The sequence below is a fragment of the Chryseobacterium luquanense genome (genome assembly GCF_026460945.1).
GTDB classification, from domain to species: Bacteria; Bacteroidota; Bacteroidia; order Flavobacteriales; family Weeksellaceae; genus Chryseobacterium; species Chryseobacterium luquanense.
Genome location: NZ_JAOVZV010000001.1, coordinates 1 through 26745, shown reverse-complemented (window position 1 = coordinate 26745; position 26745 = coordinate 1). Strand labels below are relative to the sequence as shown.

Sequence of the window (26745 nt, the reverse complement as noted above, 5' to 3'; positions counted from 1 at the left end):
TTTTTAAATTTTAAAAGCACCGAAACGAATCGGCTGTGATGTTTCTCCGTTGTCTGCACCGGATTTTGATCCTGATTTCTTTTGAAAAGCCAAAAAAGCAATCACCGAAAAAATGAGAACAACTGCTGCGATAATATAATTAAGATGAATGTAAAACTGAAGCCATGAGCGGTCCTGTGAACCTAAATTTTTGAGAAACAATACTGAAACACTTCCTAAATATCCGAAGGCATCGACAAAATAGATGAAGAATCCTACATTTCCTTTAATTTTAAAAGCAGCAATCATCCGGTCGAAATAAATTCCGTTAAAAGGAATATAGCAGAGATACATCCCGAAACCCGATACCGTCATCCATAAAAATGGTGAAATAATGTTGCCCTGAAATAAAATCGTGGAGAACGCCACTAAAATAATTCCGCCAAAAAGAATGTAATGATAGTAAGCAAATGCTTTTCTGTTATTTTTAACTTTCACCATCAATCCCAGGATCAGTAAAACCATGATGGAAATAGGAATTTCAGTGAGTGTGAAAACCGAACTGTCTGCAGTGCCGCTCATTTCGTCCCAGATCTCCCGGCTGAAATTATCACGGAAATCCCTTAAAACTGTCAGACAGATATAAAGAACAGTAATGCTGACCAACGGAAGGAAAAATTTCTTTACCAACGAACTTCTTTCCTCTTCGCTCAAAGGTTTTCTTTCTTTTTTTAAGGCAATATCTTCTTCATCCGGAGCTGGAGTTTTATTTAACAGAACTGCAAAAACAATCAGAGGAATGATGAAGAGTAAGCCTGTGGCAAACGGCATCCAGAATTCTGTAATCCCGAAGCTGTCCATTAAAAATTTCCCGGCAGATTTTACCACACCTGAAGAAACGACAAAGCTTGAACAGAGAAACAAACCGATGATTTCTGTGGTTTTTCTTCCTTCAATGTAGGAGAAAACGATTCCCCAGATCATTCCCAGAGGAATTCCATTGATGAACATGAACAGAATATTGTAGGGTGCAGGAACGACTGCAAATCCGAACAAAGCAAGCTCAGCAATTCCTATGAAAACCAAAAGGAAAAGGATTCTTTTCTGAGGTTTCAGTTCAGAGATAAATTTAATCCCGATAAATTTTGAAATAAAATATCCTACTGCCTGTGCAATGATGATTAAAATTTTATAATCAAAACCAAAGAATTCCAGGTTACTGAAAGAGGCCACCGCAAAAGGTTTTCTGAAAGCATACATGCAGAAGTAGACCCCGAAAGCAGCGATGGCAGCTTTCAGAGTTACACTCACTGTGTTGTTTTTTGATGGAGAGGTCATCATCGTTTAGAAATTAAGTTTGACTCCGATATTTCCTCGTACACCGTAATATTCTACCTGCTCCGGTCTTTGCTCATCTTTTCCGAAATGATAGATCAAAGGTTTGTTCAGAATATTGTTGACATCAGCAAAAACCGTGATGTGCTTATTGATTTGGTATGAGGTTCCAAAGTCAAGATTGCTGTATTTTCCGTAGTAGGAATCGTAAAGATCTTCTTCAGCATACTCCACTGCAAACTTCCCTTTGTGGTTGTAAGCCAGTCTTGCATTAAACCCTTTTTTCTCGAAAAACAGTTGAATATTGTACAGTTCTTTCGCCTGATAAGGAAGTTTTACCATTCTGCCACTTGGTTTTTCCATTTCAGAAGTCATGAAGGTAGCATTCAGCTGCGTTCCGAAATATTGCAGGAAGCCTGGAAGAAAATCAAATCTTCTGTTGATTCCCAGTTCGATTCCACCGAGCCATGCTGCTTTTCCGTTGTTGGGAGCACTGAACTGTACGCCATTGATTCCATTATAATTTCCGATAAAAGAATCCTGAAAAATAGGGTCTGTAATTGATTTATAGAAAACGCCACCGCACAAAATCCCGACATTGGAGAAGTAATATTCAGCCATTAAATCAAGGTTGACAGAATATGTCGGGTTCAGGTTTGGATTTCCACCTTTAAACTCATTGTCCGCTTCGATGTAAGTTCCGCCAGGAGTTAAATCGCCGAAATTTGGTCTTGAGAACGTACGTGTTGCAGCAAATCGCAGATTGGTTTTATCACTGATCATGTATTTCAAATGCAGCATCGGTAAGACCGCAAGATAGTTTTTGCTATTTTCCACAGGTGTTAAGACATCTTTAATAACATTGTAACCTTTTACTTTGGTGTGCGTGTTGGATAATCTTAAACCTCCCAAAATGGTTATTCTGTCATTGATTTTGTAAGTTCCCATTCCGTAGGCATCCGCATGTTTTTCAAAAACGGCGAAATTTCTTCCCAATGCTTTGTTGTATTCCAGTGCTTCAGAATCGGTTTTGTTTATGGTTAAATTTCCCTGATTCTGGAACCAGAACTGATCCATTCCGCCAGTGGAAAGTACCGGACCGAAAGTGTTTCCGATATTCGTATTCAACTCGCTCAGATAATTCGCACCTCCAGGTTGAGTGGTGATATGCTGACTGAAATCTGATAATAATGGAGCCGTTCCGTTTGACCAATTATAGAAAATATCAGAAAAGCGCGCGTTGCGTTCTTTATCTCGGTATTTTAATCCGTATTTTAAAGTTAATTTATCAGAGGCTGTGATTTCATGATTGAAACCTGCAACGATTTTATCTTTTTCCTGAACGTACACTTTGTAGAATTCCAAATCGGTGAATCTCATTTGTCCGGCATCCATTTTAAAGTTCGGATCACTGTAAAAACCAAATAATGCATCAGGATCCTTTAAATCCAACTTTCCACCATCAGCCTTCCAGTAAGCTCTGGGACCATTTCCTTTATCTGAAATATAATTCGGATTAATACCTACACCGTTCTGAGTATATTTAATGACATAATAAGAATTATTCTGCTTATCCGGAATATTTCCATACTTGAAAAGGTTGTTGTAATACGAAAGATCCCAGTCGATTTTACTTTTGTTCAGTTGATGAACTCCGCCCAAAGAAACCGAAGTCAGTTCTGTGATCAGTAAATTGTGAATATTCTGAAGCTCAACTCTTGCCGTGTTGTTGGCCGCACTGAATTTATCGAATCTCACTCTGTGTTTATAATGCGTTTCATCGTCAGAAAGTGTTCCGTACATTCCTTTAAGATATAAGGTGCTTTTCGGAGACAACACGTATTCTAAAGCTGCATTCGCTCCCGTGGTTTTTCTTACTCCGTTGTAATCACGAAGTTCCATTCTGAAGACTCCTTCGTCACCACTTCTTCTGGCTTCAAAATTATCCGTTGACCAGTTTCTGATGAAGTGCGAAAAATTAACAAGATATCCGAATTTTTTATCTTTCGTACGTCCTCCGTACAATAATCCAAGGTTGTAAACTCCTTTATCAGATTTTGCATTGTAACCTGTTCCTAAAGTTCCTCTGAACTCAGTTTTCATCGGAGGAGTTTTGGTGATAAAATTCACACCTCCGCCAATTCCGTCTGCTTCCATGTCGGGAGTGAAAGATTTGTTGACATGTACGTAAGAAATCAGTTCTGTCGGGAAAAAGTCAAATGCTGTAGCTCTGGAAGTGGTTTCTTCTTCAGCTGTCGGAAGTCTGTTTCCATTAATCGTTGTGGAAGCCCAGAATGGAGGAAGTCCTCTTAGAGAAACAAATCTTCCTTCGCCCTGATCACGCTCGATGGAAACTCCCTGAACTCTTTGTACGGTTTCAGCAGCGTTTCTGTCCGGTAGTTTTCCGATACCGTCTGAGGCAATGACGTTTGAAATATTGATTGCGTTTTTCTGCATATTCAAAGCACGCGCTTCACTGTTTTTTAAAGAACCTGTGACTACAACTTCATCAATATTCTTCTGTTTCTGAAACATTGAAATGATTCCCAAATCAAGCGACTGATCTGATATCAAATCAACCGTCATATTTTGAGGTTCATAACCAATGTATGTAAACTGTAAATCGTAGTGACCAGGCTTAAGATCATTGACAGAGAATTTTCCGTCAACATCTGTAATTACAATTTTTGAGCTTCCATTGATTTTAACCGTTGCGCCAGGAAGTGGCTGACTGTTATCTGAAACTGTTCCGGTGACAATTTGTTTTTGAGCCGATACAAATATCGTACAGCAGGCAAAAAGAGGAAATAAAGATTTTTTTATAATTGCTTCCATTGTTTACATATATTAAATTTCTATTGCAAAACAACTTAATAATTTTAATATATGTAAATTTTCAATATTAATTTATATTTAATAAATTACTGGTGATTATTAACTCAATCTTACGGATTTATGACACTTAATACATTGAAATTTTAGTATTGAAATATATTAAAACATTGTTTAAAAGAGAGTTATTTAAATAAATGAAAAATGAACTACTTGTGAGTAGTTCATTTTGTTTGATCATAAAATGTAGAATTTATATTAACAGTCTTAAATATATAGAATACTAAATTTTACTATTTGTAAACTTTTGTTTTGGAAAAAATAAAAATTATATGATATTTTAGCTTTTATCTGAGTAAAAATAAAGCACCAACATCATACAATCTTCGTCGGAAATACTGACCGGAACGTGCGGTAATTTTCCATTGAAATACAGTGAATCACCTTTATTAAGCTCAATTTCTTCATTATCAATGATATATTTCACTTTACCTTTTAAAATATATTTAAATTCCCAGGCATCCGTAATCACTTTATCTCTTTTAGAATTGGGTTCTAAGGTCAACAAAACCGCTTCAAAGCCTAATGAATGAAGGCTTTTGCTAAAAATATGCATGTATTTAAATCCTTCAGCTTCTACCTCTTTTTCGATAACCTGCTGATTTTCTTTAGGAACAAAAATGAATTTTGCATTAGATTTTTTCTCAACACCCTCAAAAAAATAACTTGCATCAATATCCAAAGACTGTATCAATTCAAGCAAAACAGGCAATGACGGAATCGTCCTCCCATTCTCTATTCTGGAAACCAAACCGTTGCTCACATGAGCTTTCGAAGCAAGATCATTGATGGTAAGATTGTTTTTCTTTCGAATATCTTTTAGTCTTTTTCCGATACCTATTAAAAAATCACTCATATTATTTACTATTTCAAGCTATTATTTACCTAATTGATTGTAAAAATAGGAAATAAATAAACCGGTTTTGTAAATAAATTTTACAAATAATAAATATTTTAGATAATTATTGCATTTTAATTGTAGCTATTTGTATGTTGAACTGGAATGTTGAATAAAGAATTAGAATGCTTTTCTAACTACTTGTTGAAAATCAATTGAATTGGCCCGACAGATTTTGAAAGAAAGAGTCTCGAAGAGCTGTATGAGGATTAAATTCTATTTTTTAGTCCGATTTTTACGTAACGAAAATGAAACGTATGGATGGACAACAATTTAAAAGAAAGTTGATTGGCTGTGGAACATTTAATAACAAATTTGGATCAGATCAACATAGGTGAGAATGAGATGATCAGCAGGGCTGAGGAGCTCTTGATGGAAACTGATGCGACCATAAGGTAGCTGAAAATTATTTTTAGGCAATATCAATTTGCAGACTGTAGCGAGGATATTTACTTTTTTAAAAATACTAAGCACCAGTTTGTGGCGATTTACATCTATTATTCCAAAATTCTATCGATAGAAGCATCGAAGCCTTTTATCTATCCAATGGCATTCAGATCCTATTATGAGAGTGAGAGAAATAATCTTTTATATTTCTATAGCGAAGAGAAAGAATTTATCAGTTGTTATCGTCGAAAATCTACTTTTTTGGATAAAAAATACTTTATCCGATTCAAATTTGACTTTAAATTAAAGCTAAGTCCTGAACTTTACAATTATAATGTGGAATTTTCAACTTCCCACGATCATTTGGTCTCACAGATTATCGCCAACGACTTTATTGACGGATATTTAACAAGTAAGATCAATTCCGATGACAATCAGGAAAATTCTATAAGACATATCAGAAAACTTGAATGGACAGCTCCCAAATTGGAATTGACCGAATTACTTTATGCACTTCATCAAACCAACTGTTTTAATGAATGTCAGGACAAAATAATGATCAATGGCGCGAAGAATTTGCAAAGAGGAAGGCAAACCGAAGCACCAGCGAAGATTTTCTGGAGCCGTACTTTGAGAATATTAAAAATGTAAGTTTTGCAGAAGTACCCTTTGAAATTTCAATTCCAAGCATGTGGTGGCGGTCTGTTTATGCATCAACAAATGGTTTTGCTTATGAAAGTTTTTTAGATGAATTATCGCATGAGGCAGGAAAAGATCTGTTAGCATTTCGAAGAGAATATTTAGATGAAGGTACGCATAAACTTATTGATAAACTGGAAGAAGTTTCCGGCTGGAAGAAACATAAAAAGAATGAAGGTTTTGGCGTTGCCATTACAGAATGTTTCGAATCTGCGGTGGGACATGTGGTCAAAGTTTCCAAAAATCCTAATGGCGGTGTAAAAATAGATAAGGTCTGGACGGTGATGGATTGCGGCTGGTACGTCAATCCGGATATTATCAAAGCTCAGGTGGAAGGTTATGTTATAATGGGACTGGGTGCTGCAGCCTTTCATGAAATTATTTTTAAAGACAGAAAAACCGAGCAGAAGAATTTTGATGCTTATCCGATGCCGAGAATTAATGATATTCCACCCATTGAAGTTTTCGTGATGGATAATGACGAAGATGCCGGCGGAGTAGGCGAACCTGGATTACCACCGTTGGCTTCTGCATTAACCAATGCAATCTTTGATCTTACAGGAAAAAGAATCCGTAAATTGCCTTTTAAATTATCAAAAGTGTAGATCAATATAAATTGTGATGCCATCTTATACAACTGGGCGGTTAACAATTTTAAAACAAAAAGTTATTTCTGTAATTTTTTTCGGGTTAACACGGCTCGAGAATAATTTCAAGAATAACTTTTTTTAAGTTAATAATGACAATGAAATAGACGATTAGCCTGTATCTTCTCACCATCAACTTTTATAGAGATGTTTGTTTTAAGATAAAGAAAATTAGAATCTGATGAATAAAAAAACAATAAGTGACTAATTCCTAATTATTTAGAAATAATGGTTTGGGGGTCATTTATTTACCATACCTTTGTAAAATAATAAGGCCACTGGAAATCTGACAGGAATTTATCCGTAGAAATTAGTACAGCCGCTCAATTTTGTCAATAATATTTTAGGTGCTCTACCTTTTAAGAAGTTTGATTTTCACTCTTAAATTCTATTACATCCAATTTTTTCTTTCAAAAATTTATTATAGTATTGATTTTGATCAAAGCAATGGATTTTTTAATCCTAACAAAAAGAAAACAATAATTTTTTAAATAAATATACAATGCAACAATGAACAGTAAAATTCTTTAACGAAACAAAAGGATTTGGTTTTATTACTCCATCTACAGGTGGACAAGACGTTTTCGTACACACTTCAGGTTTGGTAGATAACATTCGTGAAAATGATGTCGTAACATTCGAATTACAAAATGGAAATAAAGGAGTTAATGCAGTTAACGTTAAAATAGCGTAACTCATTTAACAGCCATCATATGGTATAAAGAGCAGGTCATTAATGATTTGCTCTTTTTTATTCTCGAGAAAACCGTGATCGAGATGAAAGTTTACGTTTTACTTCGACGATATTGTGACCATCTATAGGAGTTGCTAAAGAATTTCCCTGCCTTAGTTCTTCTTCTTCACCATCAAGAAAGATCAACTATATCGTCATAACATTTATTTCAGACTCCCGCAGTTGTTAGGTATTCACACCAACTTTTTCCTTAAAAAATAATATCAACTGCCGTCGGTATTTAAGGCATAATTAATAGCAACATCGCTGATGATTTTATTGATCTAAGAAAACACGCACTTTTCAGGAAAATACTTTTATAAGAATATATTTCTGTGCTCCAGGAATATTTTTTTAATGAGTCTGAAATTGAGTGCTGGCAGATTCAGTTCTTCAGGTAATCCTGGTATTGAATACAAAGCTGTTTTTGAGGTTTATTCCATGAAAAGGAACGTTTTCTAATATGATATGCGCGTGGAGATTATTTAATAAAAGAATTTTGAACGACTTTATAATTCAGTAATATTGGTAAGCCAAACAGTAATATGTATAATCAAAAGACATATTAATTTCACGATATTTGTATACAGTCAAATTCCGGACGTGTATCAATCAAATATATCAACCTCAAAAAATATAAAATGGCCATAACTACATTAAAAATTAATAAAAAAGATTATACGGTAGATGCCGATGAAAACATGCCGCTTCTTTGGGCAATTCGGGATCTTGCTGGCCTTACAGGTACAAAATTCGGATGTGGAGTAGCACAGTGTGGTGCGTGCGTGATTCATCTAGATGGTGAAGCGGTGCGTTCCTGTGTAACGAAGGTCAAGCGTGCAGAAGGAAAGAACATCACCACAATAGAAGGACTGTCTGAAAACAACGATCATCCTGTACAAAAGGCATGGCAGGAAATTGATGTTCCTCAGTGTGGTTATTGTCATTCCGGTCAGATTATGTCAGCGGTAGTTCTGTTGAGAGAAAATCCAAATCCCACTGATGTAGACATCGATAATGCGATGTCAGGAAATATTTGCCGTTGCGGAACTTATCCAAGGGTCCGTCATGCAATTAAAATAGCCGCCGAACTTCAACGTGAGAAAGGAAAATAGTAAAAGACCTTTTGTAATTAACTAAATTTCGCACCGAAGAAAAATATATAGAAAGATGAATATGTTAAAAAATAAAATACCGGCAGTAATCTTAGTGGTCTTCCTTTGTTCTGTTGGGATTTATGCATACACCTCGCAGAGAGTGCATAAGCCGATTGCAACATCGCCAGTAGAAAAGAAGGTATTTTCTGCAAAAAAAGACAGCGTAGCATCTGTAAAAGCGTTTGAGAAAGTGTATGCTGTATTGATGAGTCCGCGCTGCATGAACTGTCATCCAAGTGGCGATATTCCACTGCAGGGAGACGACAGCCATATCCATACCATGCAGCCCAAACGTGGCGTTGACGGAAAAGGACTTTATGCGATGAAGTGTACCAACTGTCATCAGCCGGAAAATACTCCAGGACCTCATACGCCACCAGGAAATCCTAATTGGCATCTGCCACCTGCCAATATGAAGATGGTGTTTCAGGGCAGAACCGCCCATCAGCTTGCAAAACAACTCATTGATCCTAAACAGAATGGCAATAAGGATATAAAAAAACTCATCGAGCATGCGGATGATGGTCTTGTACTCGCAGGATGGAAACCAGCAGAAGGTTTGAAACTGCCGCCAATGAGTCATGCAGAATTTAAAAAAGCCTGGATTACATGGCTTGAAACCGGAGCTTACGCACCTCAACCTAATTAAATTAAATCGATATGTCATTAGATAAAGAAATATCAAGAAAAAGTTTTCTGAAAATTGCCAGTCTGGGTGGCATAGGTTTGTGCCTCGGTCTTTTTGCGGCTGATTCAAAAACACATATTTTGACTGATGAAGAGATTGAAGCTGCAATTCAATCTGTTGAGCTCAATGCGTGGGTCATCATCGATACCAACGGTAAAATCACTTTTGTTGATCACCGTGCTGAGATGGGACAGGGTTCTTTTCACAGTGTTCCGCAGATTCTTGCAGAAGAACTGGAGGTCAATTTAAATGACATCCATGTCATCTTCGGAAAAGGTGATAAAAAATATGGCAATCAGGTTACGGGAGGTAGTTCTACCATTCGCTCCAATTATAAAAATTTCCTAAAAATAACCGCAACAGCCCGCGAGATGCTGATCGCAGCGGCAGCCGTAAAATGGTCTGCAGATCACAGTGATTGCTATGCAGAAAACGGGCAAGTGATTCACCGTCCGTCAGGAAAAAAAGCACATTACGGCGAACTTGTTTTGGCAGCATCTAAAATGCCCATTCCTAAAGATGTGAAACTTAAAAAACGCTCAGATTACAAAGTAATTGGTAAGCCTTCGAGACGTATCGATACGAAATCTAAAACCAATGGAAGCGTAACTTTCGGTCTGGATAAAAAAATTCTGGGAATGCTTTATGCAGCGGTGGAAAGAAACCCAAGACTCAGAGGTAAAGTTAAAAGCTTTGATGCTACAGAAGCGCTGAAAGTTCCCGGTGTTAAAAAAGTTTTCAAGATTAAAATGCTTGTTTTTAAAACATATCGTGAAGGGGTAGCAGTTGTTGCTGACAATACGTATGCTGCATTACAGGGCAAAAAAGCATTAAAGGTAGTTTGGGATGACACTGGATTTGAGCACATCAATACTGCTGATATTTATAAAAGACAGGAAGAAAATGTACGGACCAAAGAAGGTTTGTCTTTTAAAAAACAGGGTGATCCGGACAAAATTTTGGCAACTGCCGGGAAAAAAATTGACGTGATGTACCAAACTCCTTATCAGTCACATTATGCAATGGAGCCGCTCAACTGTATCGCACATCATCAGGGAGATAAGGTAGAAATCTGGGGACCGATTCAGGCACCCGATTGGGTGCAGGATGCATTGAGTGAAGAACTTGGACTGAAACGGGAAAATGTAATTGTAAACATGACCTTTTTGGGAGGTGGTTTTGGCAGAAAAGCTTTCATGGATTATCCTCACGAAGCAGCCGTAATTTCGAAGGAGATCAACGCACCGGTGCAGGTCGTTTGGACCAGAGAAGATGATTCTACACAAGGACCTTACCGTCCCGGTATTACCTACAGATGTGAAGGAGTAATAAAAGAAGGAAAAATTGAAGCGTTAAAGTTCAGAATGTCAGGACAGAACAATGATCACTGGCGGGAAGAATCGGCAAAAACAAAGGCAAACCGAAGTACCAGCGAAGGTTTTCTACAGCCGTATTTTGACAATATTAAAAATGTAAGTTTTGCAGAAGTGCCTTTTGAAATTCCAATTCCAAGCATGTGGTGGCGGTCTGTTTATGCTTCGACCAATGGTTTTGCTTATGAAAGCTTTTTGGATGAATTATCGCATGAAGCAGGAAAAGATCCGTTGGCTTTCAGAAGAGAATATTTAGACGAACGAACACATAAACTTATCGATAAACTGGAAGAAGTTTCCGGCTGGAAGAAACGTAAAAAGAATGAAGGCTTTGGTGTTGCCATTACAGAATGTTTCGCATCAACAGTGGGACATGTGGTCAAAGTTTCCAAAAATCCTGACGGCGGCGTAAAAATAGATAAAGTTTGGGCAGTAATAGATTGCGGCTGGTACGTCAATCCGGATATTATCAAAGCTCAGGTGGAAGGTTCTATCGTAATGGGACTCGGTGCGGCAGCTTTTCATGAAATTACTTTTAAAGAGGGAAAAACCGAGCAGAAAAATTTCTATGCTTATCCGATGCCGAGAATTAATGATATTCCGCCTATTGAAGTTTTCGTGATTGATAATGACGAGGATGCCGGCGGAGTTGGTGAACCGGGATTACCACCGTTGGCTCCTGCATTAACCAATGCAATATTTGATCTTACCGGAAAAAGAATTCGTAAATTGCCATTTGATTTGAATAAAGTTTAAACTGATTATTATTTAAACTTGATATAACAACTGTTTGATTTAATTCCAATGACAGAAATCGGAAATATTATAGCATCCTACAACAGGGCACACGCTGCAGGAAAAAAAACAGCGCTGGCAACGGTTGTAAAAGTGGAGGGATCCTCTTACAGACAGCCGGGCGCAAGAATGTTGGTGACTGAAGATGGAATCCTGACCGGTGCCATCAGCGGTGGATGTCTGGAAGGTGATGCATTGAGAAAGGCTTTGCTTGCCATCAATCAGAAACAGAATAAACTGATCACTTACGATACGAGTGATGAAAGTATTCTGGAGTTCAGCGTACAGCTCGGCTGCAATGGAATTGTGCATATTTTATTTGAATATATTGATTCTGATAATCCTCACAATCCATTGGACTTACTGAAGAAAGTTGAAGAAAACCGCACCGAATCAGTCATTACAATGTTGTTTTCTTTGGAAAGAAACGCAAGACAAATCGGAACGGTCCATGTGTTTCAGGAAAGCGAAAGTTTTTTTGATGATCAATATTCTTTGGAAGATGAAAGTTTGAATATCTTAAAAAATAAATATTCGCAGATCAAAAATATTCAGGTCGAAAACGAAGAACAGAGCGCACTGTTTCAATATATTGCTCCACCGGTTTCGCTGGTGATTGCCGGCGCCGGAAATGACGTTCAGCCCGTGGTCAAGATGGCGGATATTTTGGGCTGGGAGGTGACTGTGGGTGAGGGAAGAGTGACTCACGCTACTCAAAAACGTTTTCCAGAAGCGAAAAATGTTTTGGTTGTAAAACCTGAAGAATTGATACAGAATATAGTGATCGACGAAAGAACTTATTTTGTTCTGATGACTCACAATTATAAATATGACCTTGAAGTTTTAAAGTTGGTTTTAAAAACAAACTGTCCGTACATCGGAATATTGGGGCCAAAAACGAAACTGCAGAGAATGTTTGATGACCTTCATGCTGATGGAAATATTCTGACGGACGAAGATTATCAGCGCATCTACGGCCCGATTGGTCTGGATATTGGTGCAGAAACGTCGGAAGAAATTGCTTTGTCTGTTATTTCAGAAATTAAAGCAGTGATTGAGGACAGGAAAGGGACTTCTCTTCGCTATAAAATTGATAAAATTCACGGCCAGCCAGCGGCAAAACATACATAAAACATGATTACAGATACTTTCGGAAGAGTGCATGATTATCTGAGGATTTCCCTTACGGATAATTGCAACCTGCGTTGTTTTTACTGCATGCCGGAAGAAAAATACGCCTTTGCTCCCGCCGCAAAACTGATGCAGGTGGATGAAATTGAAACCATCGCTAAGCTTTTCGTAGATCATGGAGTGAAGAAAATCAGACTGACAGGTGGCGAGCCTTTGGTCAGAAAAGACGCTCCGAAAATATTAAAATCATTAGGCAAATTAGATATTGAACTTGCAATTACGACTAATGGGATTCGTGTCGACGAGATGTTAAACGAATTGCTGGAAGCCAATATCAAAGCCATCAACATCAGCCTCGATACTCTACAGCCTGAAAAATTTTTAAAAATTACAAGACGCGATCTGTTTCACCGCGTCAGAAACAACATCAATCTACTCCTGAAGCACAAAATTCGGGTAAAAATCAATGTTGTCATCATGAAAGGTTTAAATGATGATGAAATTCTCGATTTCATTGCTTTGACGAAACACAATAATATCGAAGTTCGGTTTATTGAGTTTATGCCTTTCAGCGGAAATCAGTGGACGAGCAATCAGGTGTTTACGCTGCATGAAATTTTAGTGAAAGTAAGTTCGAAATATGATGTTATTCCGGTTGAACCTGAACCCAATGATACCTCAAGCAGGTACATCATCGATGGTCACATTGGGTCATTCGCCGTGATCAGCACGATGAGCCAGCCTTTTTGTGATACCTGCAACCGTATGAGGTTGACTGCTGATGGAAAATTAAAAAACTGTCTGTTCAGTAAAGATGAAACCGATTTACTGGGAGCGTTGCGGAATGGTCAGGATATTTTACCGTTAATTGAGCAAACGATGAAAGCCAAGGCCAAAGCTTTGGGCGGACAGTTCAGCGGTGTATTTGAAAATATCGATGCATCAAAATTAGAAAACAGAAGTATGATTACAATCGGTGGTTAATGGAAACAGGAATACTCATTTTAGCAGCAGGAAATTCCTCAAGGCTCGGACAGCCAAAGCAGTTATTGGATTTTAAAGGAAAAAGTCTACTGCGAAATGTTGCTGAAGAATCACTCAAAATAACAAAATCTGTTGTGGTTGTTACGGGAGCAAATTCAATTGAAATTTCAAAAGAAATCAATGATCTTAAACTTATCATCACAGAAAATAGAATATGGAACGAAGGAATGGGCTCTTCAATCCACATCGGATTTGATCAGCTTTTAAATTCATTTCCAGCCATTGAAAACTGCATTGTTTCAGTTTGCGATCAGCCTTTTATCGAAGCATCGCTTTTTTCTGATTTAATTCAGATGCAACAAGATTTTCAAAAAGGAATTGTTGCCTCAAAATATGCTGACACTCTGGGAACTCCGGTTTTATTTACTAAAAAATACTTTACAGATCTTTCAAAACTTTCCGGAAAGGAAGGTGCGAAAAAACTTCTCCAGAAATTTAAAGACGATATCGCTGAAATCAATTTTGAAAAAGGCGCTATCGACATCGATACCCAAAACGATTACCAACAACTGATTCAATGAAAATGATTTCCGTCAACGAAGCCAGGCAAATTATATTACAATCTGCAATAACGAAAAAAAGCAGTGTCGTTCCGCTGTCAGAAGCTTTTGGGCTGGTCACTTCAGAAGATATAATTGCTTCAACCGACATTCCCAATTTTGCACAGTCGTCGATGGATGGTTATGCCCTGAAATTTTCAGATAAAAATCAGTCCCTTTCCGTGATTGGTGAAATGGCTGCAGGTGCATCGAAACAATTGGCAATCGGTGAGAACGAAGCTACCAGAATTTTTACCGGAGCGCCGCTGCCTGAAAATGCAGATACTGTGGTAATGCAGGAAAAAATCCGTTTGGAAAATGAAAGGCTGATTATCGATGACGCAAATCTTTCTAAAGGACTCAACGTCCGTCCGAAAGGTGCCGAAGTAAAAAAAGGAGAGATCGCCATGAAAGAAGAAACTTATCTCTCGGCGGCGGCCGTCGGATTTCTTGCCGGAATTGGTTGTGCACAGATTTCGGTTTATACGCCTCCAAAAGTTGCCATTATTCTTACCGGAAACGAACTTCAGGATCCTGGAAATCCATTGGAATTTGGTCAGGTTTACGAAGCCAATTCTTTTCAATTGAAAGCAGTTTTAAATCAAACTGGAATTAAAAATATTGAAGTCTTCAGAGCCGAAGACAATCCTAAGGAACTGCACAAAGTCCTGGAAAAAGCAATCGAAAACAATGATGTCGTTTTGCTGAACGGCGGAGTAAGTGTGGGAGATTATGATTTTGTCACTGAGGTTGCCAATACCTGTGGTGTTGAAGAAAAATTTCATAAAATCAGACAGAAACCGGGAAAACCGCTTTTCTTCGGAACAAAGGAAAAGAAATTGATTTTCGGGCTACCCGGAAATCCATCTTCATCGTTAACCTGCTTTTACGAATATGTTTTACCGGCACTCGAACAAGTGATGGGACTGCCGTCTGGTGTTACCGAGATTAAAGCAAACGTAACTCATCATTATCCTAAACCTGCAGGATTAACGCATTTCCTAAAAGCATTTTACAGTAATGGAAAAGTAACGCCGCTTCACGCTCAGGAATCTTTCCGCCTGCATTCTTTTGCACAGGCCAACTGTTTTATTGTGTTGCCTGAAGAGTCATTGGGATGCGAAGAAAATGAAGAAGTTACGGTGCATCTTTTACCAAAATAATTTAAATAAAAAAATAGAAATCCTAACGCATCACGCCTATGTCTGTAGAAATATTTTATGTTATTCTTTTTTTCGTTGCCTTTTTGTATGCCGCAGTTGGTCACGGTGGTGCGAGCGGATATCTGGCACTTATGGCTCTGTACGGCGTGGCTCCGGAAGAGATGAAACCGACCGCTTTGGTGCTCAATCTCTTTGTCTCTTTAACCTCATTCATTCAGTATTACCGTGGCGGATATTTTTCCAAAAAACTTTTTATTCCCATTGCTGCAGCCTCAATTCCCTTGGCATTTATCGGCGGAATGATTACTGTGGAAGAAAATATTTACAAAAGGATCTTGGGAATTTTACTTTTATTTCCGGTGATTCGCTTTTTCTTTTTTAAAAATGTAGACGATAGCGAACTGAAACCTCACAACACGACAATTGCAGTCGTAACAGGTGGAGTGGTAGGTTTACTTTCAGGAATGATCGGCATCGGTGGCGGTATTATTCTTTCTCCGATTTTACTTTTGTTGCACTGGACCAATCAGAAACAGACCGCAGCAATCAGCGCGGCGTTTATCTTCGTCAATTCAGTGGCAGGGCTTGGCGGAATGGTTACGCAGGGAATTTCTTTCACTGGTGACATGATGATGTACATTATTGTTGCTTTCACAGGAGGTTTACTAGGTGCTTATTTAGGTTCAAAAAAATTCAATCAAAATGTTTTAAAGTATGTCTTGGCGACCGTTTTGCTGATGGCATCGTATAAATTATTACTCACAAAAGCTTAATATGAAAATTCTTTCAATTCTTATTTTATTTTTCAGTTTGACACTCAATGCTCAGGCTGCCAAATCGATTTCTGTAACCGGAGATATTGCCAAACCGATAACGATCAGTTTTAATGATTTGAAAAATTATCATAAACACTCGGTCGACAGTCTGGCTATTTATAATCACAAAATGGATTACAAAAGCACTCTGAAAAAATTTAACGGTGTTCTGCTTAAAGATGTTTTGTCGAAAGTGGAGTTCAAAACCGATTCTCCAAAGCTTTTAAGTGAATTTTATTTAGTCTGCATCGCCGATGACGGTTATAAAGCAGTCTTTTCTTGGAATGAAATTTTCAACAGCGGAAATGGAGATCTGGCGCTCATCGTTACAGAGCTAAATGGATCTGATGCTTCTAAATTAAAAGAAAACATCATGCTGGTAACTCCTACAGATAAAGCAACAGGAAGAAGATATGTAAAGAATCTGTCTAAAATTATAATTCAACAGGTGAAATAATTATGGAAATAAAAGTCATTTCATTTGGACAGATCGCAGAAATTACGGGAAAAGAATTCATGGTGGAAGCAGTAGATTTAGAATCGTTGAAGTTGTATTTAATTCAAAAATTTCCCGAACTTTCAGACAGGAAATTTGCTTTTGCGGTCAATAAAAAATTAGTGCAGGAAAATATCATCTTAAATCAAAATGATGTAGTGGCTTTAATGCCGCCTTATTCCGGAGGTTAATATGGAAAATTACAATGAAAGATACGCCCGGCATTATGCTTTGTCTGACTTCGGTTTTGAAGGTCAGCAAAAACTTCTACGTGCAAAAGTTCTTGTGATCGGGGCAGGTGGTTTAGGCTGTCCGGTTCTCCAATATCTCGCTGGTGCGGGCGTTAGAACCTTAGGAATTGTCGATCATGACCGCATCTCACTGAGCAATCTTCAGCGACAGACGCTTTACTCGACAGACGACGTTGGTAAATTGAAAACTGATGTCGCATCTTTAAAATTAAAACTTCTAAATCCCGAAGTAAACATTAAATCTTATCAGCTTGAGCTGACTTCAGAAAATGCCTGGGATATTCTTTCAGAGTATGAAATTATCGTCGACTGTACCGATAATTTTGCCACACGGTATCTGATCAATGATGCCTGTGTACTTTTAGATAAGCCTTTGATATTCGGGGCAATTTATAGATATGAAGGTCAGATGGCTGTTTTTAATTTAAATTTAAAAAATAACAAAGCGGTCAACTACAGACATCTTTTTCCAAATCCTCCTAAATCAGATGAAGTGCAGAACTGCAATGAAGTTGGTGTTTTGGGTGTGCTTCCAGGAATCATAGGAATGATGCAGGCGAACGAAGTGATCAAATTAATTACAGGTGTTGGTGAAGTGTTGGATGGAAGATTATTGACTTTTAATATGCTCAGTTATGAAAATTTTATAATGGATATTTCAAATGAAAATTCAGCCGTAAATTTGATTCCTGAGAATAGAAAAGCTTTTGAAGAAACCAATTATAATTTTCTTTGCGGCGTTTTTGAAGTGAATATTGAAGATTTAAGTTCTGATGATTTTATTCTACAAACCTTCAATGAAAACACGCTAACTATCGATGTAAGGGAAATTGATGAACTGCCGAAAGCAGATTTTAAACATATTCAGATTCCTCTTTCTGAATTAAAAAGCAGAGTATCGGAAATCGAGAAAGACAACGTTCTGTTATTTTGTCAAAGCGGAAAAAGAAGTCTGAAAGCAGCCGGGATTTTACTGGAACATTTCGGAAATCAGAAAAAAATAAGCCATCTTAAAGGTGGAATTACATCATTACAGGAAAGAAAAAATGAGCAGAGCAATTAAAAATATATTTACAGAAGGAGCAATCAGTCCGCTTTTTATTTCTGAAAGCATTGCAAAACATGCGACGAAAAAAGACATTGGGGCGCACAGTATTTTTCTGGGTCAGATCAGAGAAGATGTGGTTGATGGCAAAACTGTAGCAGCAATTGAATACACAGCCTACGAGGAAATGGTCCTGGAGAAAATGCACGAAATCAGAGAAGATATTTTTTTGAAATATGATCTGACCTGCATGCATGTTCATCACAGTTTGGGAACCGTGAGTGCAGGAGAAATCTGTCTTTTTGTTTTTACTTCTTCAAAGCACAGAATTGCAGCAATGGAAGCCTGTAATGAATTGGTTGAACGCATCAAATCGGAGCTTCAGATTTGGGGCAGAGAAATTTTTAACGACGAATCCCACCAGTGGAAAGTAAATAAATAATATGGTTGACATTACACATAAATCATTCACGCTGCGTAAGGCCATTGCGACGGCGACAGTCAAAACTTCTTCGGCAGAAACCATTTCAGCAATCGAAAACCGCACCGTTCCGAAAGGAGATATTTTTGAGTTTTCGCGTGCGTCAGCATTGTTTGCGGTTAAAAAAACAAGTGACGTCATTCCCGATTGTCATCCGCTACCCGTTGAATTTACATCGGTTACTTTTAAAATAGAAGATTTGTCGGTGATTATTTCCGTGGAAGTACATACCATTTATAAAACCGGAGTGGAAGTGGAGGCGATGCACGGCGCATCAGTGGCCGCACTGGTGATGTACGATATGCTGAAACCGATTGACAAACACGTAGAAATTCAGAACATCCGTCTGTTGGAAAAACAAGGCGGTAAATCTGAGAGCAATAAATTTATAAATTCAGATGTAAAAGCTGCGGTGATCGTTTGCTCAGACTCAGCATTCCGTGGCCATAAAGAAGATACTTCAGGAAAAGCAATTTGTGCAGGCTTAGAAAAATATCAGATCACTGATGTCAACTATCAGATCATTGAAGATGATTTTAATACCATCCAATCCACTTTGATCAATTGTAAAGAAGATAATTTTGATTTGGTCATTTTCACTGGCGGAACCGGACTTTCAGCCAGAGATGTCACTCCCGAGGCAGTTGCTCCACTGATCGACAGAGAAATTCCCGGAATTATGGAGACTGCAAGAAATTATGGTCAGCAGAGAATTAAAACAGCAATGCTTTCGAGAGGAGTAGCAGGATTTTCAGGTAAGACGCTGGTGCTAACGTTGCCAGGTTCCAAAAAAGCGGTTGAAGAATCCATGGAAGCACTTTTCCCACAGGTTCTGCACGTTTTCCAGTTGAATGATAATCAGATTCATTAAATCTCATTTAATTTTAATTAAAATTCGGTCTTAAGTACATCGATTATAAATTAGCTTTAATACTACCACATGAGCCGTTATGCAGACATAACGGTTCTTTTTTTGTAATATGTTCACTATACCAAAGCTCAAATTTATGTCAAATAGTGAAAAAAAATCCATTACGCTTAATGTGAATGGTGAAAATCATGATCTGGAAATTCTGCCCTGGGTTTCCCTTCTCGATGCTCTCCGGGAAAGAATTCATCTTACCGGAACAAAAAAAGGCTGTGACCACGGACAGTGTGGTGCTTGTACCGTTTTAGTAGACGGGAAACGTGTTTTAAGCTGTCTCAGTCTCGCTGTAATGAAGGAAGGCACAGAAATAAAAACTATCGAAGGAATTGCAGAAAACGGGAAATTACATCCAATCCAACAGGCTTTTATTGATCACGATGCCTTTCAGTGCGGGTACTGTACACCGGGACAAATCTGCAGTGCGGTTGGATTGCTCAACGAAAATAAGGCCGAAACACGTGAAGAAGTTCAGGACCTGATGAGCGGAAATCTCTGCCGCTGTGGTGCCAACAGAGGAATTATTGATGCTGTCATGTCAGTAAAACAAGCGATGTCTTATGAATAATTTTTCTTATACAAAAGCCGTTGACATTGAAGATGCAGTTTCTTTCATCAACGGTCATGATGGCAATAAAATCATTGCCGGCGGTACCAATATTGTAGATCTGATGAAATATTTCGTCACTCAGGCAGATACTTTAGTTGACATCAACCAAATTTCTGGGCTGAGTGATATTACCGAAACTCCGGAAGGAGGAATTAGGATCGGTGCGTTGCTTACCAATGCGGAAACTGCATATCATCCGATTATCGAACAGCAATATCCACTGTTGTCAAAAGCAATTTTAGCAGGAGCGTCGGCGCAGATCAGAAATATGGCGACCAACGGTGGTAATTTACTGCAAAGAACAAGATGCTATTATTTTTATGATATCAGTACTCCGTGCAATAAGCGTGAACCGGGCTCCGGATGTTCTGCGATTACCGGTTACAACAGAATTCATGCAATTTTGGGACAAAGCGAAAACTGCATTGCTGTTTTTCCTTCAGATATGTGTGTAGCGCTTGCTGCTTTGGATGCGGTTGTTCACATTTCAGGACCTGACGGAGAACGTACATTGGAATTTGCAGATTTCCACAGACTTCCTGGCGATACGCCAGAGCTTGATAACAATCTTAAAAATGGCGAACTCATTATAGGAATTGAGCTTCCCGAAAAAGGCTTTGCCAAAAATTATTCTTATTTAAAATTAAGAGACAGAGCTTCCTATTCTTTTGCTTTGGTTTCCGTTGCGACAGGTTTAACCTTGGAAAACGGGAAAATTAAAGAAGCCAGAATTGCTTTAGGCGGTGTTGCTCATAAGCCTTGGTGTGTAAAAGAAGCAGAAGATTTTTTGGTTGACAGAGAAGCGATAAGAGAAAATTTTTCGGCCGCAGCGGATATGATTTTAAATGGTGCAGTTGGTTTTGAACATAACAGTTTTAAAATTGATCTGGCTAAAAAAGCAATTGTAAGAAACTGCATAATGGCTTTAGACCCGAAATCACAGCGTCCCGGCGCAAAACCATCTTTATAAAAATCACTTTCAAATACAATTATTTATGGAAAATACACCATCTGTCGGAAAACCAATCAGCCGTCTCGAAGGTCATTTAAAAGTAACCGGAAGTGCAAAATACGCCGGAGAATATCAGGCTGACGATTTACTGTACGGTTATGTAGTCAACAGTACTGTCACAAAAGGTAAAATCAAGTCAATCGATACTTCGGAAGTGAAAAAAATAGCCGGCGTGATAGAAGTGTTTACCCATGAAAACAAACCTTCAACGGCCTGGTTCGATTTTCAGTATGCCGATATGGATGCGCCTCCCGGAACTGTTTTTAAGCCACTTAAAGATAGCGATATCAAATACAACGGTCAGCCGATTGCGCTGGTGGTTGCAGATACTTTTGAACTGGCCAGATATGCCGCCACAAAACTCGACATTGTCTACGAACAGGAAGATTTTGAAACCGATTTAAAAACCAATCTCGAAAAATCCCGTGATCCTAAAAAAGGACTGGCTTCTATGCTCAAACCACCACCTCCAAAACCGACCGGTGACTTTGATAAGGAATATGAAAGTTCTTTTATTAAAACAGACAGTTATTTCAGTCATGGAACGGAGCATCACAATCCGATGGAAATGTATGCATCTACTGTTATTTATGAAGGAAAAGATAAACTGAAGATTTACGATAAGACACAGGGAACGATCAATTCCCAGATGTACGTGGCAAATGTTTTCGGACTGAAAATGAAAAATGTTCAGGTAATTGCTCCTTTTGTAGGTGGAGGTTTCGGTTCGGGTCTCCGTCCACAGCATCAGCTTTTTATGGCTGTGATGGCATCTTTAGCTTTAAAAAGAAACGTCCGCGTCACTTTGGATCGGGCACAGATGTACATGATCGGGCACAGACCACCGACCTTGCAACAGACAAAATTCGGAGCAGATAAAGATGGAAAAGTCAATGCTATTTACCACAAAGCCACCGGCGAAACTTCAAGATTTGAAGATTATGTCGAAATTGTTGTCAACTGGGCAAACATGCTTTATCCTGCTGAAAATACTTTACTGGAACACGAAATTGTTCCGTTGGATGTTTACAGTCCTTTGGATATGAGAGCGCCGGGCGGAAGTACCGGAATGCACGCTATCGAGGTGACCATGGATGAAATTGCTTATCAGTTAAATATTGATCCTGTGGAACTGAGACTGATCAATTACTCAGAAACCGACAAGAGCAGCGATAAGGAATTTTCGAGCAAAGAATTGAGAAACTGCTATCTTCAGGGAGCCGAAAAATTTGGCTGGAACCAGAGAAATCCTGAACCGAGAAGCATGAAGCGTGGCAACAAACTGGTGGGATATGGAATGGCCACAGGAATGTGGGATGCCAACAGACTTTTGGGCCGCGCAGAAGCCATTATGACACCTGACGGAAAGGTTGAAATTAAAAGTGCGGTTACCGATATCGGGACGGGAACTTTAACCATTATGACCCAAATAGCAGCAGATGAACTTGGACTTGCAATTGAAGATATAACTTTCTCATATGCTGACAGTAAAATGCCTTTCGCACCGATTCAGGGTGGATCTTTTACAACGGCAACAGTGGGTTCTGCAGTACAGAATGCCTGTCAGGCTCTGAATGAAAAACTATTTAGGCTTGCCAAAAAATTAAAAGATTCAGTTTTAAGTGATGCTAAATTTAAAGAGGTTCAGTTCATAGATGGCTGGATCAGTTTAAAGAATAATGCTGAAATTAAAATCAGTATCAAGGATGTTTTGGCTTCAAATGAAGGAAAGTCAATCAAGACAACCAATTCTGCGATGCCTAACCCACTGACGTACGGCAAAAAAGCAAGAGCGGTGCACAGTGCTGTTTTTGTGGAGGTGGAAGTGGATGAAGAACTTGGAATAATTGAAGTTAAAAGAGCCGTGACAGCAGTCGCAGCCGGAAAAATTATCAATCCCAAAACAGCGGAAAGTCAGGTTTTGGGCGGAATGATCTGGGGAATCAGCAAGGCTTTGCACGAAGAAACAATTCTCGACCATCAGTTTGGAAAATATATGAATGCAAACTTAGGCGAATACCACATTCCGGTGCATGCAGATATTCATGATCTTGAAGTTTTGTTTGTGGAAGAAAATGATCAGTTTGTGAATGACCTCGGTGTAAAAGGAGTAGGAGAAATTGGTGGAGTAGGAATGCCACCTGCGATTACCAATGCTATTTTTCACGCAACAGGAAAAAGAATCTACGATTTACCGATTCATTTTGACAGACTTCTGTAAATCAACTTTATATAAAAAATTCAATCCCACTGCAACCGGTGGGATTTTTTTATGCTCTTAGCTGATGAACCAATTCGGTTACTTTTTTAATTGCAAAATCGATTTCCTCCGAAGTTGTAAATCTTCCAAGACTGAAACGGATTGAGCTTAAAGCATCTTCGTCCGATAATCCAAGTGCTTTCAAAACATGAGATGGCTTTGAAGTAACCGATGAACAGGCAGATCCGCTGGAAACTGAAATATTTCCCAGTGCGATAATCAACTGCTCAGACCAAACTCCAGGAAAACAAATGTTTGTCGTATTGTAGATTCGATTCTTTACCGAACCATTCACAAATGTTCCCTTAATTTTTAATAATTCTGTTTCAAGGTAATCACGAAGTTGGGCAATTCTGTTTTCATTATTTTGCATTTCAGATTTTGCAATTTCGCAGGCTTTTCCAAAACCGATAATCCCAGGCACATTTAAAGTTCCGCTTCTCAGATTTCTCTGCTGGCCACCACCGTGAATCTGTCCGGAAAGTTTAATTTTTGATTTGTTTGAAACGTATAGCGCACCAATTCCTTTCGGACCATAAAATTTATGTGCAGAAATGGTCAGCATGTCTATTTCTAAGTCTTCAGCATTAATGTCTATTTTTCCAATGGCTTGAGTTGTATCGCACAGTAAAAATGCACCATTTGCGTGCGCTATTTCTGAAATTGTTTTAATATCGTGAACCGTTCCTGTTTCATTATTAGACATCATCACAATCACAAGAAGTGTTTCTTCGGTAAGGGATTTTTTGAGATTCTCAATGTTGATACTTCCATCAGACTCAACATCAAAATAATCCACATGAAATCCCTGATTTTCCATATATTCACAGGTATCCAGAACAGCCTTATGCTCTGTTTTAAAAGTGATAATTTTCTTCCTGGATGAACAATCTTGTCCTTTAATTGCTAAATTTAAAGCTTCTGTTGCGCCTGATGTGAAAACAATCTCATTCTCCTGTGCACCGATCAAATCTGCAATTTGCCATGCTGCATTTTCCACTGCATCTTTTACAGAAAGTCCTTCAATATGCGAACTGTTGGCATTGGCGTAAGCTTCTGTAAAGTAGGGCAACATCGCCTCAAGAACTCTTGGGTCGGTTTTTGTGGTGGCGTTGTTGTCGAGGTAAACGTTTTGATCATTCAGCATGCTTTGTGATAAATTAAATGTTGTATACTACTTTACAAAATAACTATAAATATAAAAATTAATTAGCTGTGAACTATTCCTTTGCTTTATTTTAAGTCGATAGATAGTAAATTTATTTAATGTTTATTAAGCAAAATATGGAAGTAGCTTTGAAATTTTGACTGAAATTAAATTTTTAATTTCAAAAAAGATATAATTCATCAAATCATTATGATATTTGCTGAATAAGAAATTAATAAATCAATAAATCAAAATTTGATTATTAAATAGTTGTTAAAATACCATACTTGTACCGAAACAATGTAATGTATTGATTAATAGTGTATTTGTGTTTGAGGAAGTAGAAAAAAGACTCTTTCTTTCAATTGAATTACTTACTACATTATTGAAAGTTTTGTGATAAAACTGACGAGTGATGAAACTCTCCGCTGGTTGAGAAACTAAAAAACATCAAAAGCCTTGAAATCGTATTATTTAAAGGCTTTTTTGTATTTATGATATATCAAAAAATATCATAGTACTACAAATAAAAAGAGAGTCATTCGGTGAGTAGTAAAAAATGAAAAATAAGTACTCACCAAATTTTTATTATAACAGCCTATTCATCAATTATTCAAACTAGTGAACATCTTGTAGGTTTAAAGGTTCAGAAATACATTTACCAACCTTTAAAATCATTACTTATGCAAACCTACAGTTTACTATTCTATGCAAAAAAAACGAAAGGCAACTCTGATGTATCAGCCATTTATATGCGGATTACCGTTGATGGAAAACGAAATGAAATTTCCACAGGAAAAACAATCAAAACTTTCGAATGGAATTCCAAATCAGGAAAAATTTCAGGTAGCTCATCTCAATCAAAATCTTTAAATTCATTTCTTGAGGGTTTACGAACAAAAATGTTCGAATCTTACACCTATCTTTTAAATAGCAAAAAAACAGTTACATGTGAAAGTTTGAAAAACAGGTTTTTAGGTATTGATGTTAGAAAAGTTACGTTAATAGAGGTCTTTAAAGATCACAATAATCAAAAGAATTAATCGGAAAAGGATTTACTCATGGAACTTGGGAACGATATGAGACTTCTCTTAAACATACTCAGCAGTTTATGAAGTGGAAATATAATGTCTCAGATATTGACTTAACAGAGATTAATCCTGCATTTATTGCAGATTATGAATTCTTTCTAAAAACAGTTCTTAACTGTGCAAATAATTCTGCGGTAAAGTATATCAAGAATTTTCAAAAAATAATTAATATTTGTTTAGATAATGAATGGATGATTAAAAATCCCTTCTCGAATTATAAATCTAAAATTGTAGTTACTGATGTATGTTTCCTAACAGAAACCGAATTAGATAGAATTAAGAATAAATTATTTGAAACTGAAAGATTGAGAATAGTTCGGGATATATTTCTTTTTTGCTGCTTTACAGGATTGTCATATTCAGATGTAAAGAAGTTAGCAAATGAAAATATCGTGCTGGGTAGCAATGGCGAGAAATGGATTAATATCAAAAGGACAAAAACAGAAGTTGAGGCTAATATTCCTATTCTTCCTATTGCTAAAGAAATTTTAGATAACTATAAAAAACATCCTAGATGCATCAATGACGAAAAAGTTTCACCTGTGTTTAACTACTTTAATTCTTACTAACGTAGTAGACAAAAATAGAGGTTTTTCTTTCCCTTTAAATTATTTTTTTAAATCTTAACAGATAAAACCATAAAAATCAACTGATGAAAATCAGATTCAAAAATGCAATTCCTTCCGTTGGTTGGAAACGCATTTTTGCAAGAGTATTGGTGCAACCACATTGAAAATATTTTCAGACTTTGGCTTTTGGAATATTTTGAAATGAGATTGCGGTTTTATTTTTAATAGTTTAAATTTTAAAAATATTATTAATTTCAGAAAACTTTTTAATCCCCAAATTCTAAACTTCATTAATTCTTATTGGTTCATATCAGAGAATTTTTGTAGATATTTATCTACAAAGGTGAAAAATTACGGAATTTTCATTTTGCGAATAATTTAGCTGTAGTATTTTATTAATGAAAATAAATATTATGTTTTTCCTTTATGTGAAAATTTGAATGTAAATTCCGATTGATCTTTTGCGATTAAATTTATGTAACAATTTGATTATCTATTTGTTGTTTAAGGGAAATGAATTTTAAAGTATTTGCAGGATAAAAAATATTTCTACATTTGATTTATAAATATTTCCACATGATTG

General features: G+C 37.4%; 24 protein-coding genes and 1 pseudogene. 21 read left to right on the top strand and 4 right to left on the bottom strand.

Features of this window, described 5'->3' with window-relative positions; all coding sequences use genetic code 11:
- Nucleotides 1-3 precede the first annotated feature (3 nt).
- The 3 genes from OEA66_RS00125 to OEA66_RS00115 form a co-directional block, all read right to left on the bottom strand.
- Nucleotides 4-1317, bottom strand: coding sequence for a DUF5690 family protein (locus OEA66_RS00125; RefSeq protein WP_375379285.1), 1314 nt, complete (start codon nt 1315-1317; stop codon nt 4-6).
- 6 nt (nt 1318-1323) lie between these two features.
- Nucleotides 1324-4149, bottom strand: a complete 2826-nt coding sequence (locus OEA66_RS00120) for a TonB-dependent receptor (protein ID WP_267279437.1) — start codon at nt 4147-4149, stop codon at nt 1324-1326.
- A 337-nt stretch (nt 4150-4486) separates the two neighbouring features.
- Nucleotides 4487-5062: a helix-turn-helix domain-containing protein gene (locus OEA66_RS00115; protein WP_267279436.1), complete on the bottom strand. Its 576-nt coding sequence runs from the start codon at nt 5060-5062 to the stop codon at nt 4487-4489.
- A gap of 522 nt (nt 5063-5584) precedes the next feature.
- Between OEA66_RS00115 and OEA66_RS00110 the strand changes: the two genes are divergently transcribed.
- The 19 genes and pseudogenes from OEA66_RS00110 to OEA66_RS00020 all read left to right on the top strand — a co-directional run bounded on the left by OEA66_RS00110 (nt 5585) and on the right by OEA66_RS00020 (nt 23316).
- Nucleotides 5585-6142: an RteC domain-containing protein gene (locus OEA66_RS00110; protein ID WP_267279435.1), complete on the top strand. Its 558-nt coding sequence runs from the start codon at nt 5585-5587 to the stop codon at nt 6140-6142.
- Nucleotides 6031-6795 carry a molybdopterin cofactor-binding domain-containing protein gene (locus tag OEA66_RS00105; RefSeq protein ID WP_267279434.1) on the top strand — a complete coding sequence of 255 codons (765 nt, stop codon included), beginning with the start codon at nt 6031-6033 and terminating at the stop codon, nt 6793-6795. The genes OEA66_RS00110 and OEA66_RS00105 overlap by 112 nt, the downstream gene beginning before the upstream one ends.
- A gap of 556 nt (nt 6796-7351) precedes the next feature.
- Nucleotides 7352-7531 (top strand): annotated as a pseudogene (locus tag OEA66_RS00100) (cold-shock protein); the annotation flags it as partial.
- A 680-nt stretch (nt 7532-8211) separates the two neighbouring features.
- On the top strand, nt 8212-8685 hold the full coding sequence (locus OEA66_RS00095) for a (2Fe-2S)-binding protein (protein ID WP_267279433.1): 474 nt from the start codon (nt 8212-8214) through the stop codon (nt 8683-8685).
- 247 nt (nt 8686-8932) lie between these two features.
- Entirely contained in the window at nt 8933-9376 is a 444-nt protein-coding gene (locus OEA66_RS00090; RefSeq protein WP_267279432.1) for a c-type cytochrome, read from the top strand.
- 11 nt (nt 9377-9387) lie between these two features.
- Complete coding sequence (locus OEA66_RS00085) at nt 9388-11544, top strand: xanthine dehydrogenase family protein molybdopterin-binding subunit (protein WP_267279431.1); 2157 nt, start codon at nt 9388-9390, stop codon at nt 11542-11544.
- Between the two features lie 48 nt (nt 11545-11592).
- Nucleotides 11593-12714, top strand: coding sequence for an XdhC family protein (locus tag OEA66_RS00080; protein ID WP_267279430.1), 1122 nt, complete (start codon nt 11593-11595; stop codon nt 12712-12714).
- A 3-nt stretch (nt 12715-12717) separates the two neighbouring features.
- Complete coding sequence (gene moaA / locus OEA66_RS00075; protein WP_267279429.1) at nt 12718-13698, top strand: GTP 3',8-cyclase MoaA; 981 nt, start codon at nt 12718-12720, stop codon at nt 13696-13698.
- The gene (locus tag OEA66_RS00070; protein ID WP_267279428.1) at nt 13698-14279 is read left to right on the top strand and encodes a nucleotidyltransferase family protein; all 582 of its coding nucleotides are present in this window, start codon (nt 13698-13700) and stop codon (nt 14277-14279) included. Before moaA ends, OEA66_RS00070 begins: the two co-directional genes overlap by 1 nt.
- Nucleotides 14276-15460 carry a molybdopterin molybdotransferase MoeA gene (locus OEA66_RS00065; protein WP_267279427.1) on the top strand — a complete coding sequence of 395 codons (1185 nt, stop codon included), beginning with the start codon at nt 14276-14278 and terminating at the stop codon, nt 15458-15460. The genes OEA66_RS00070 and OEA66_RS00065 overlap by 4 nt, the downstream gene beginning before the upstream one ends.
- Nucleotides 15461-15498: 38 nt before the next feature.
- Complete coding sequence (locus OEA66_RS00060; RefSeq protein ID WP_191734896.1) at nt 15499-16233, top strand: sulfite exporter TauE/SafE family protein; 735 nt, start codon at nt 15499-15501, stop codon at nt 16231-16233.
- 1 nt (nt 16234) lies between these two features.
- Nucleotides 16235-16732, top strand: a complete 498-nt coding sequence (locus OEA66_RS00055; protein ID WP_267279426.1) for a molybdopterin-dependent oxidoreductase — start codon at nt 16235-16237, stop codon at nt 16730-16732.
- Nucleotides 16733-16734: 2 nt separating this feature from the next.
- Nucleotides 16735-16962 carry a MoaD/ThiS family protein gene (locus tag OEA66_RS00050; RefSeq protein WP_267279425.1) on the top strand — a complete coding sequence of 76 codons (228 nt, stop codon included), beginning with the start codon at nt 16735-16737 and terminating at the stop codon, nt 16960-16962.
- A gap of 1 nt (nt 16963) precedes the next feature.
- Complete coding sequence (locus OEA66_RS00045) at nt 16964-18085, top strand: HesA/MoeB/ThiF family protein (RefSeq protein WP_267279424.1); 1122 nt, start codon at nt 16964-16966, stop codon at nt 18083-18085.
- On the top strand, nt 18069-18509 hold the full coding sequence (locus OEA66_RS00040) for a molybdenum cofactor biosynthesis protein MoaE (RefSeq protein WP_267279423.1): 441 nt from the start codon (nt 18069-18071) through the stop codon (nt 18507-18509). The genes OEA66_RS00045 and OEA66_RS00040 overlap by 17 nt, the downstream gene beginning before the upstream one ends.
- A 1-nt stretch (nt 18510) precedes the next feature.
- A complete protein-coding gene (gene moaCB / locus OEA66_RS00035) occupies nt 18511-19419 on the top strand; it encodes a bifunctional molybdenum cofactor biosynthesis protein MoaC/MoaB (protein WP_267279422.1) in 909 nt (302 codons plus the stop codon).
- Between the two features lie 136 nt (nt 19420-19555).
- Entirely contained in the window at nt 19556-20041 is a 486-nt protein-coding gene (locus tag OEA66_RS00030; protein WP_267279421.1) for a (2Fe-2S)-binding protein, read from the top strand.
- Nucleotides 20034-21053 (top strand): FAD binding domain-containing protein, encoded by a 1020-nt coding sequence (locus OEA66_RS00025; protein ID WP_267279420.1) that lies wholly within the window; start codon nt 20034-20036, stop codon nt 21051-21053. Before OEA66_RS00030 ends, OEA66_RS00025 begins: the two co-directional genes overlap by 8 nt.
- A 25-nt stretch (nt 21054-21078) precedes the next feature.
- Nucleotides 21079-23316: a xanthine dehydrogenase family protein molybdopterin-binding subunit gene (locus OEA66_RS00020; RefSeq protein ID WP_267279419.1), complete on the top strand. Its 2238-nt coding sequence runs from the start codon at nt 21079-21081 to the stop codon at nt 23314-23316.
- 49 nt (nt 23317-23365) lie between these two features.
- On the opposite strand, the gene OEA66_RS00015 is transcribed toward OEA66_RS00020, so the two are convergent.
- Complete coding sequence (locus OEA66_RS00015; protein ID WP_267279418.1) at nt 23366-24502, bottom strand: cysteine desulfurase family protein; 1137 nt, start codon at nt 24500-24502, stop codon at nt 23366-23368.
- A 683-nt stretch (nt 24503-25185) separates the two neighbouring features.
- Here OEA66_RS00015 and OEA66_RS20465 point away from each other — a divergent pair.
- Both OEA66_RS20465 and OEA66_RS00005 read left to right on the top strand, forming a co-directional pair.
- Nucleotides 25186-25545, top strand: coding sequence for a hypothetical protein (locus OEA66_RS20465; protein ID WP_375379280.1), 360 nt, complete (start codon nt 25186-25188; stop codon nt 25543-25545).
- Nucleotides 25545-26162 (top strand): tyrosine-type recombinase/integrase, encoded by a 618-nt coding sequence (locus OEA66_RS00005; RefSeq protein ID WP_267280059.1) that lies wholly within the window; start codon nt 25545-25547, stop codon nt 26160-26162. Before OEA66_RS20465 ends, OEA66_RS00005 begins: the two co-directional genes overlap by 1 nt.
- Nucleotides 26163-26745 lie beyond the last annotated feature (583 nt).

Excerpts from the sequence above, each read along its gene's own strand:
- OEA66_RS00125 (WP_375379285.1), bottom strand. The coding sequence starts at position 1,317 with ATGACCTCTCCATCAAAAAACAACACAGTGAGTGTAACTCTGAAAGCT.
- OEA66_RS00120 (WP_267279437.1), bottom strand. The coding sequence starts at position 4,149 with ATGGAAGCAATTATAAAAAAATCTTTATTTCCTCTTTTTGCCTGCTGT.
- OEA66_RS00115 (WP_267279436.1), bottom strand. The coding sequence starts at position 5,062 with ATGAGTGATTTTTTAATAGGTATCGGAAAAAGACTAAAAGATATTCGA.
- OEA66_RS00105 (WP_267279434.1), top strand. The coding sequence starts at position 6,031 with ATGTCAGGACAAAATAATGATCAATGGCGCGAAGAATTTGCAAAGAGG.
- OEA66_RS00095 (WP_267279433.1), top strand. The coding sequence starts at position 8,212 with ATGGCCATAACTACATTAAAAATTAATAAAAAAGATTATACGGTAGAT.
- OEA66_RS00090 (WP_267279432.1), top strand. The coding sequence starts at position 8,933 with ATGAGTCCGCGCTGCATGAACTGTCATCCAAGTGGCGATATTCCACTG.
- OEA66_RS00085 (WP_267279431.1), top strand. The coding sequence starts at position 9,388 with ATGTCATTAGATAAAGAAATATCAAGAAAAAGTTTTCTGAAAATTGCC.
- OEA66_RS00080 (WP_267279430.1), top strand. The coding sequence starts at position 11,593 with ATGACAGAAATCGGAAATATTATAGCATCCTACAACAGGGCACACGCT.
- moaA (WP_267279429.1), top strand. The coding sequence starts at position 12,718 with ATGATTACAGATACTTTCGGAAGAGTGCATGATTATCTGAGGATTTCC.
- OEA66_RS00070 (WP_267279428.1), top strand. The coding sequence starts at position 13,698 with ATGGAAACAGGAATACTCATTTTAGCAGCAGGAAATTCCTCAAGGCTC.
- OEA66_RS00065 (WP_267279427.1), top strand. The coding sequence starts at position 14,276 with ATGAAAATGATTTCCGTCAACGAAGCCAGGCAAATTATATTACAATCT.
- OEA66_RS00060 (WP_191734896.1), top strand. The coding sequence starts at position 15,499 with ATGTCTGTAGAAATATTTTATGTTATTCTTTTTTTCGTTGCCTTTTTG.
- OEA66_RS00055 (WP_267279426.1), top strand. The coding sequence starts at position 16,235 with ATGAAAATTCTTTCAATTCTTATTTTATTTTTCAGTTTGACACTCAAT.
- OEA66_RS00050 (WP_267279425.1), top strand. The coding sequence starts at position 16,735 with ATGGAAATAAAAGTCATTTCATTTGGACAGATCGCAGAAATTACGGGA.
- OEA66_RS00045 (WP_267279424.1), top strand. The coding sequence starts at position 16,964 with ATGGAAAATTACAATGAAAGATACGCCCGGCATTATGCTTTGTCTGAC.
- OEA66_RS00040 (WP_267279423.1), top strand. The coding sequence starts at position 18,069 with ATGAGCAGAGCAATTAAAAATATATTTACAGAAGGAGCAATCAGTCCG.
- moaCB (WP_267279422.1), top strand. The coding sequence starts at position 18,511 with ATGGTTGACATTACACATAAATCATTCACGCTGCGTAAGGCCATTGCG.
- OEA66_RS00030 (WP_267279421.1), top strand. The coding sequence starts at position 19,556 with ATGTCAAATAGTGAAAAAAAATCCATTACGCTTAATGTGAATGGTGAA.
- OEA66_RS00025 (WP_267279420.1), top strand. The coding sequence starts at position 20,034 with ATGAATAATTTTTCTTATACAAAAGCCGTTGACATTGAAGATGCAGTT.
- OEA66_RS00020 (WP_267279419.1), top strand. The coding sequence starts at position 21,079 with ATGGAAAATACACCATCTGTCGGAAAACCAATCAGCCGTCTCGAAGGT.
- OEA66_RS00015 (WP_267279418.1), bottom strand. The coding sequence starts at position 24,502 with ATGCTGAATGATCAAAACGTTTACCTCGACAACAACGCCACCACAAAA.
- OEA66_RS20465 (WP_375379280.1), top strand. The coding sequence starts at position 25,186 with ATGCAAACCTACAGTTTACTATTCTATGCAAAAAAAACGAAAGGCAAC.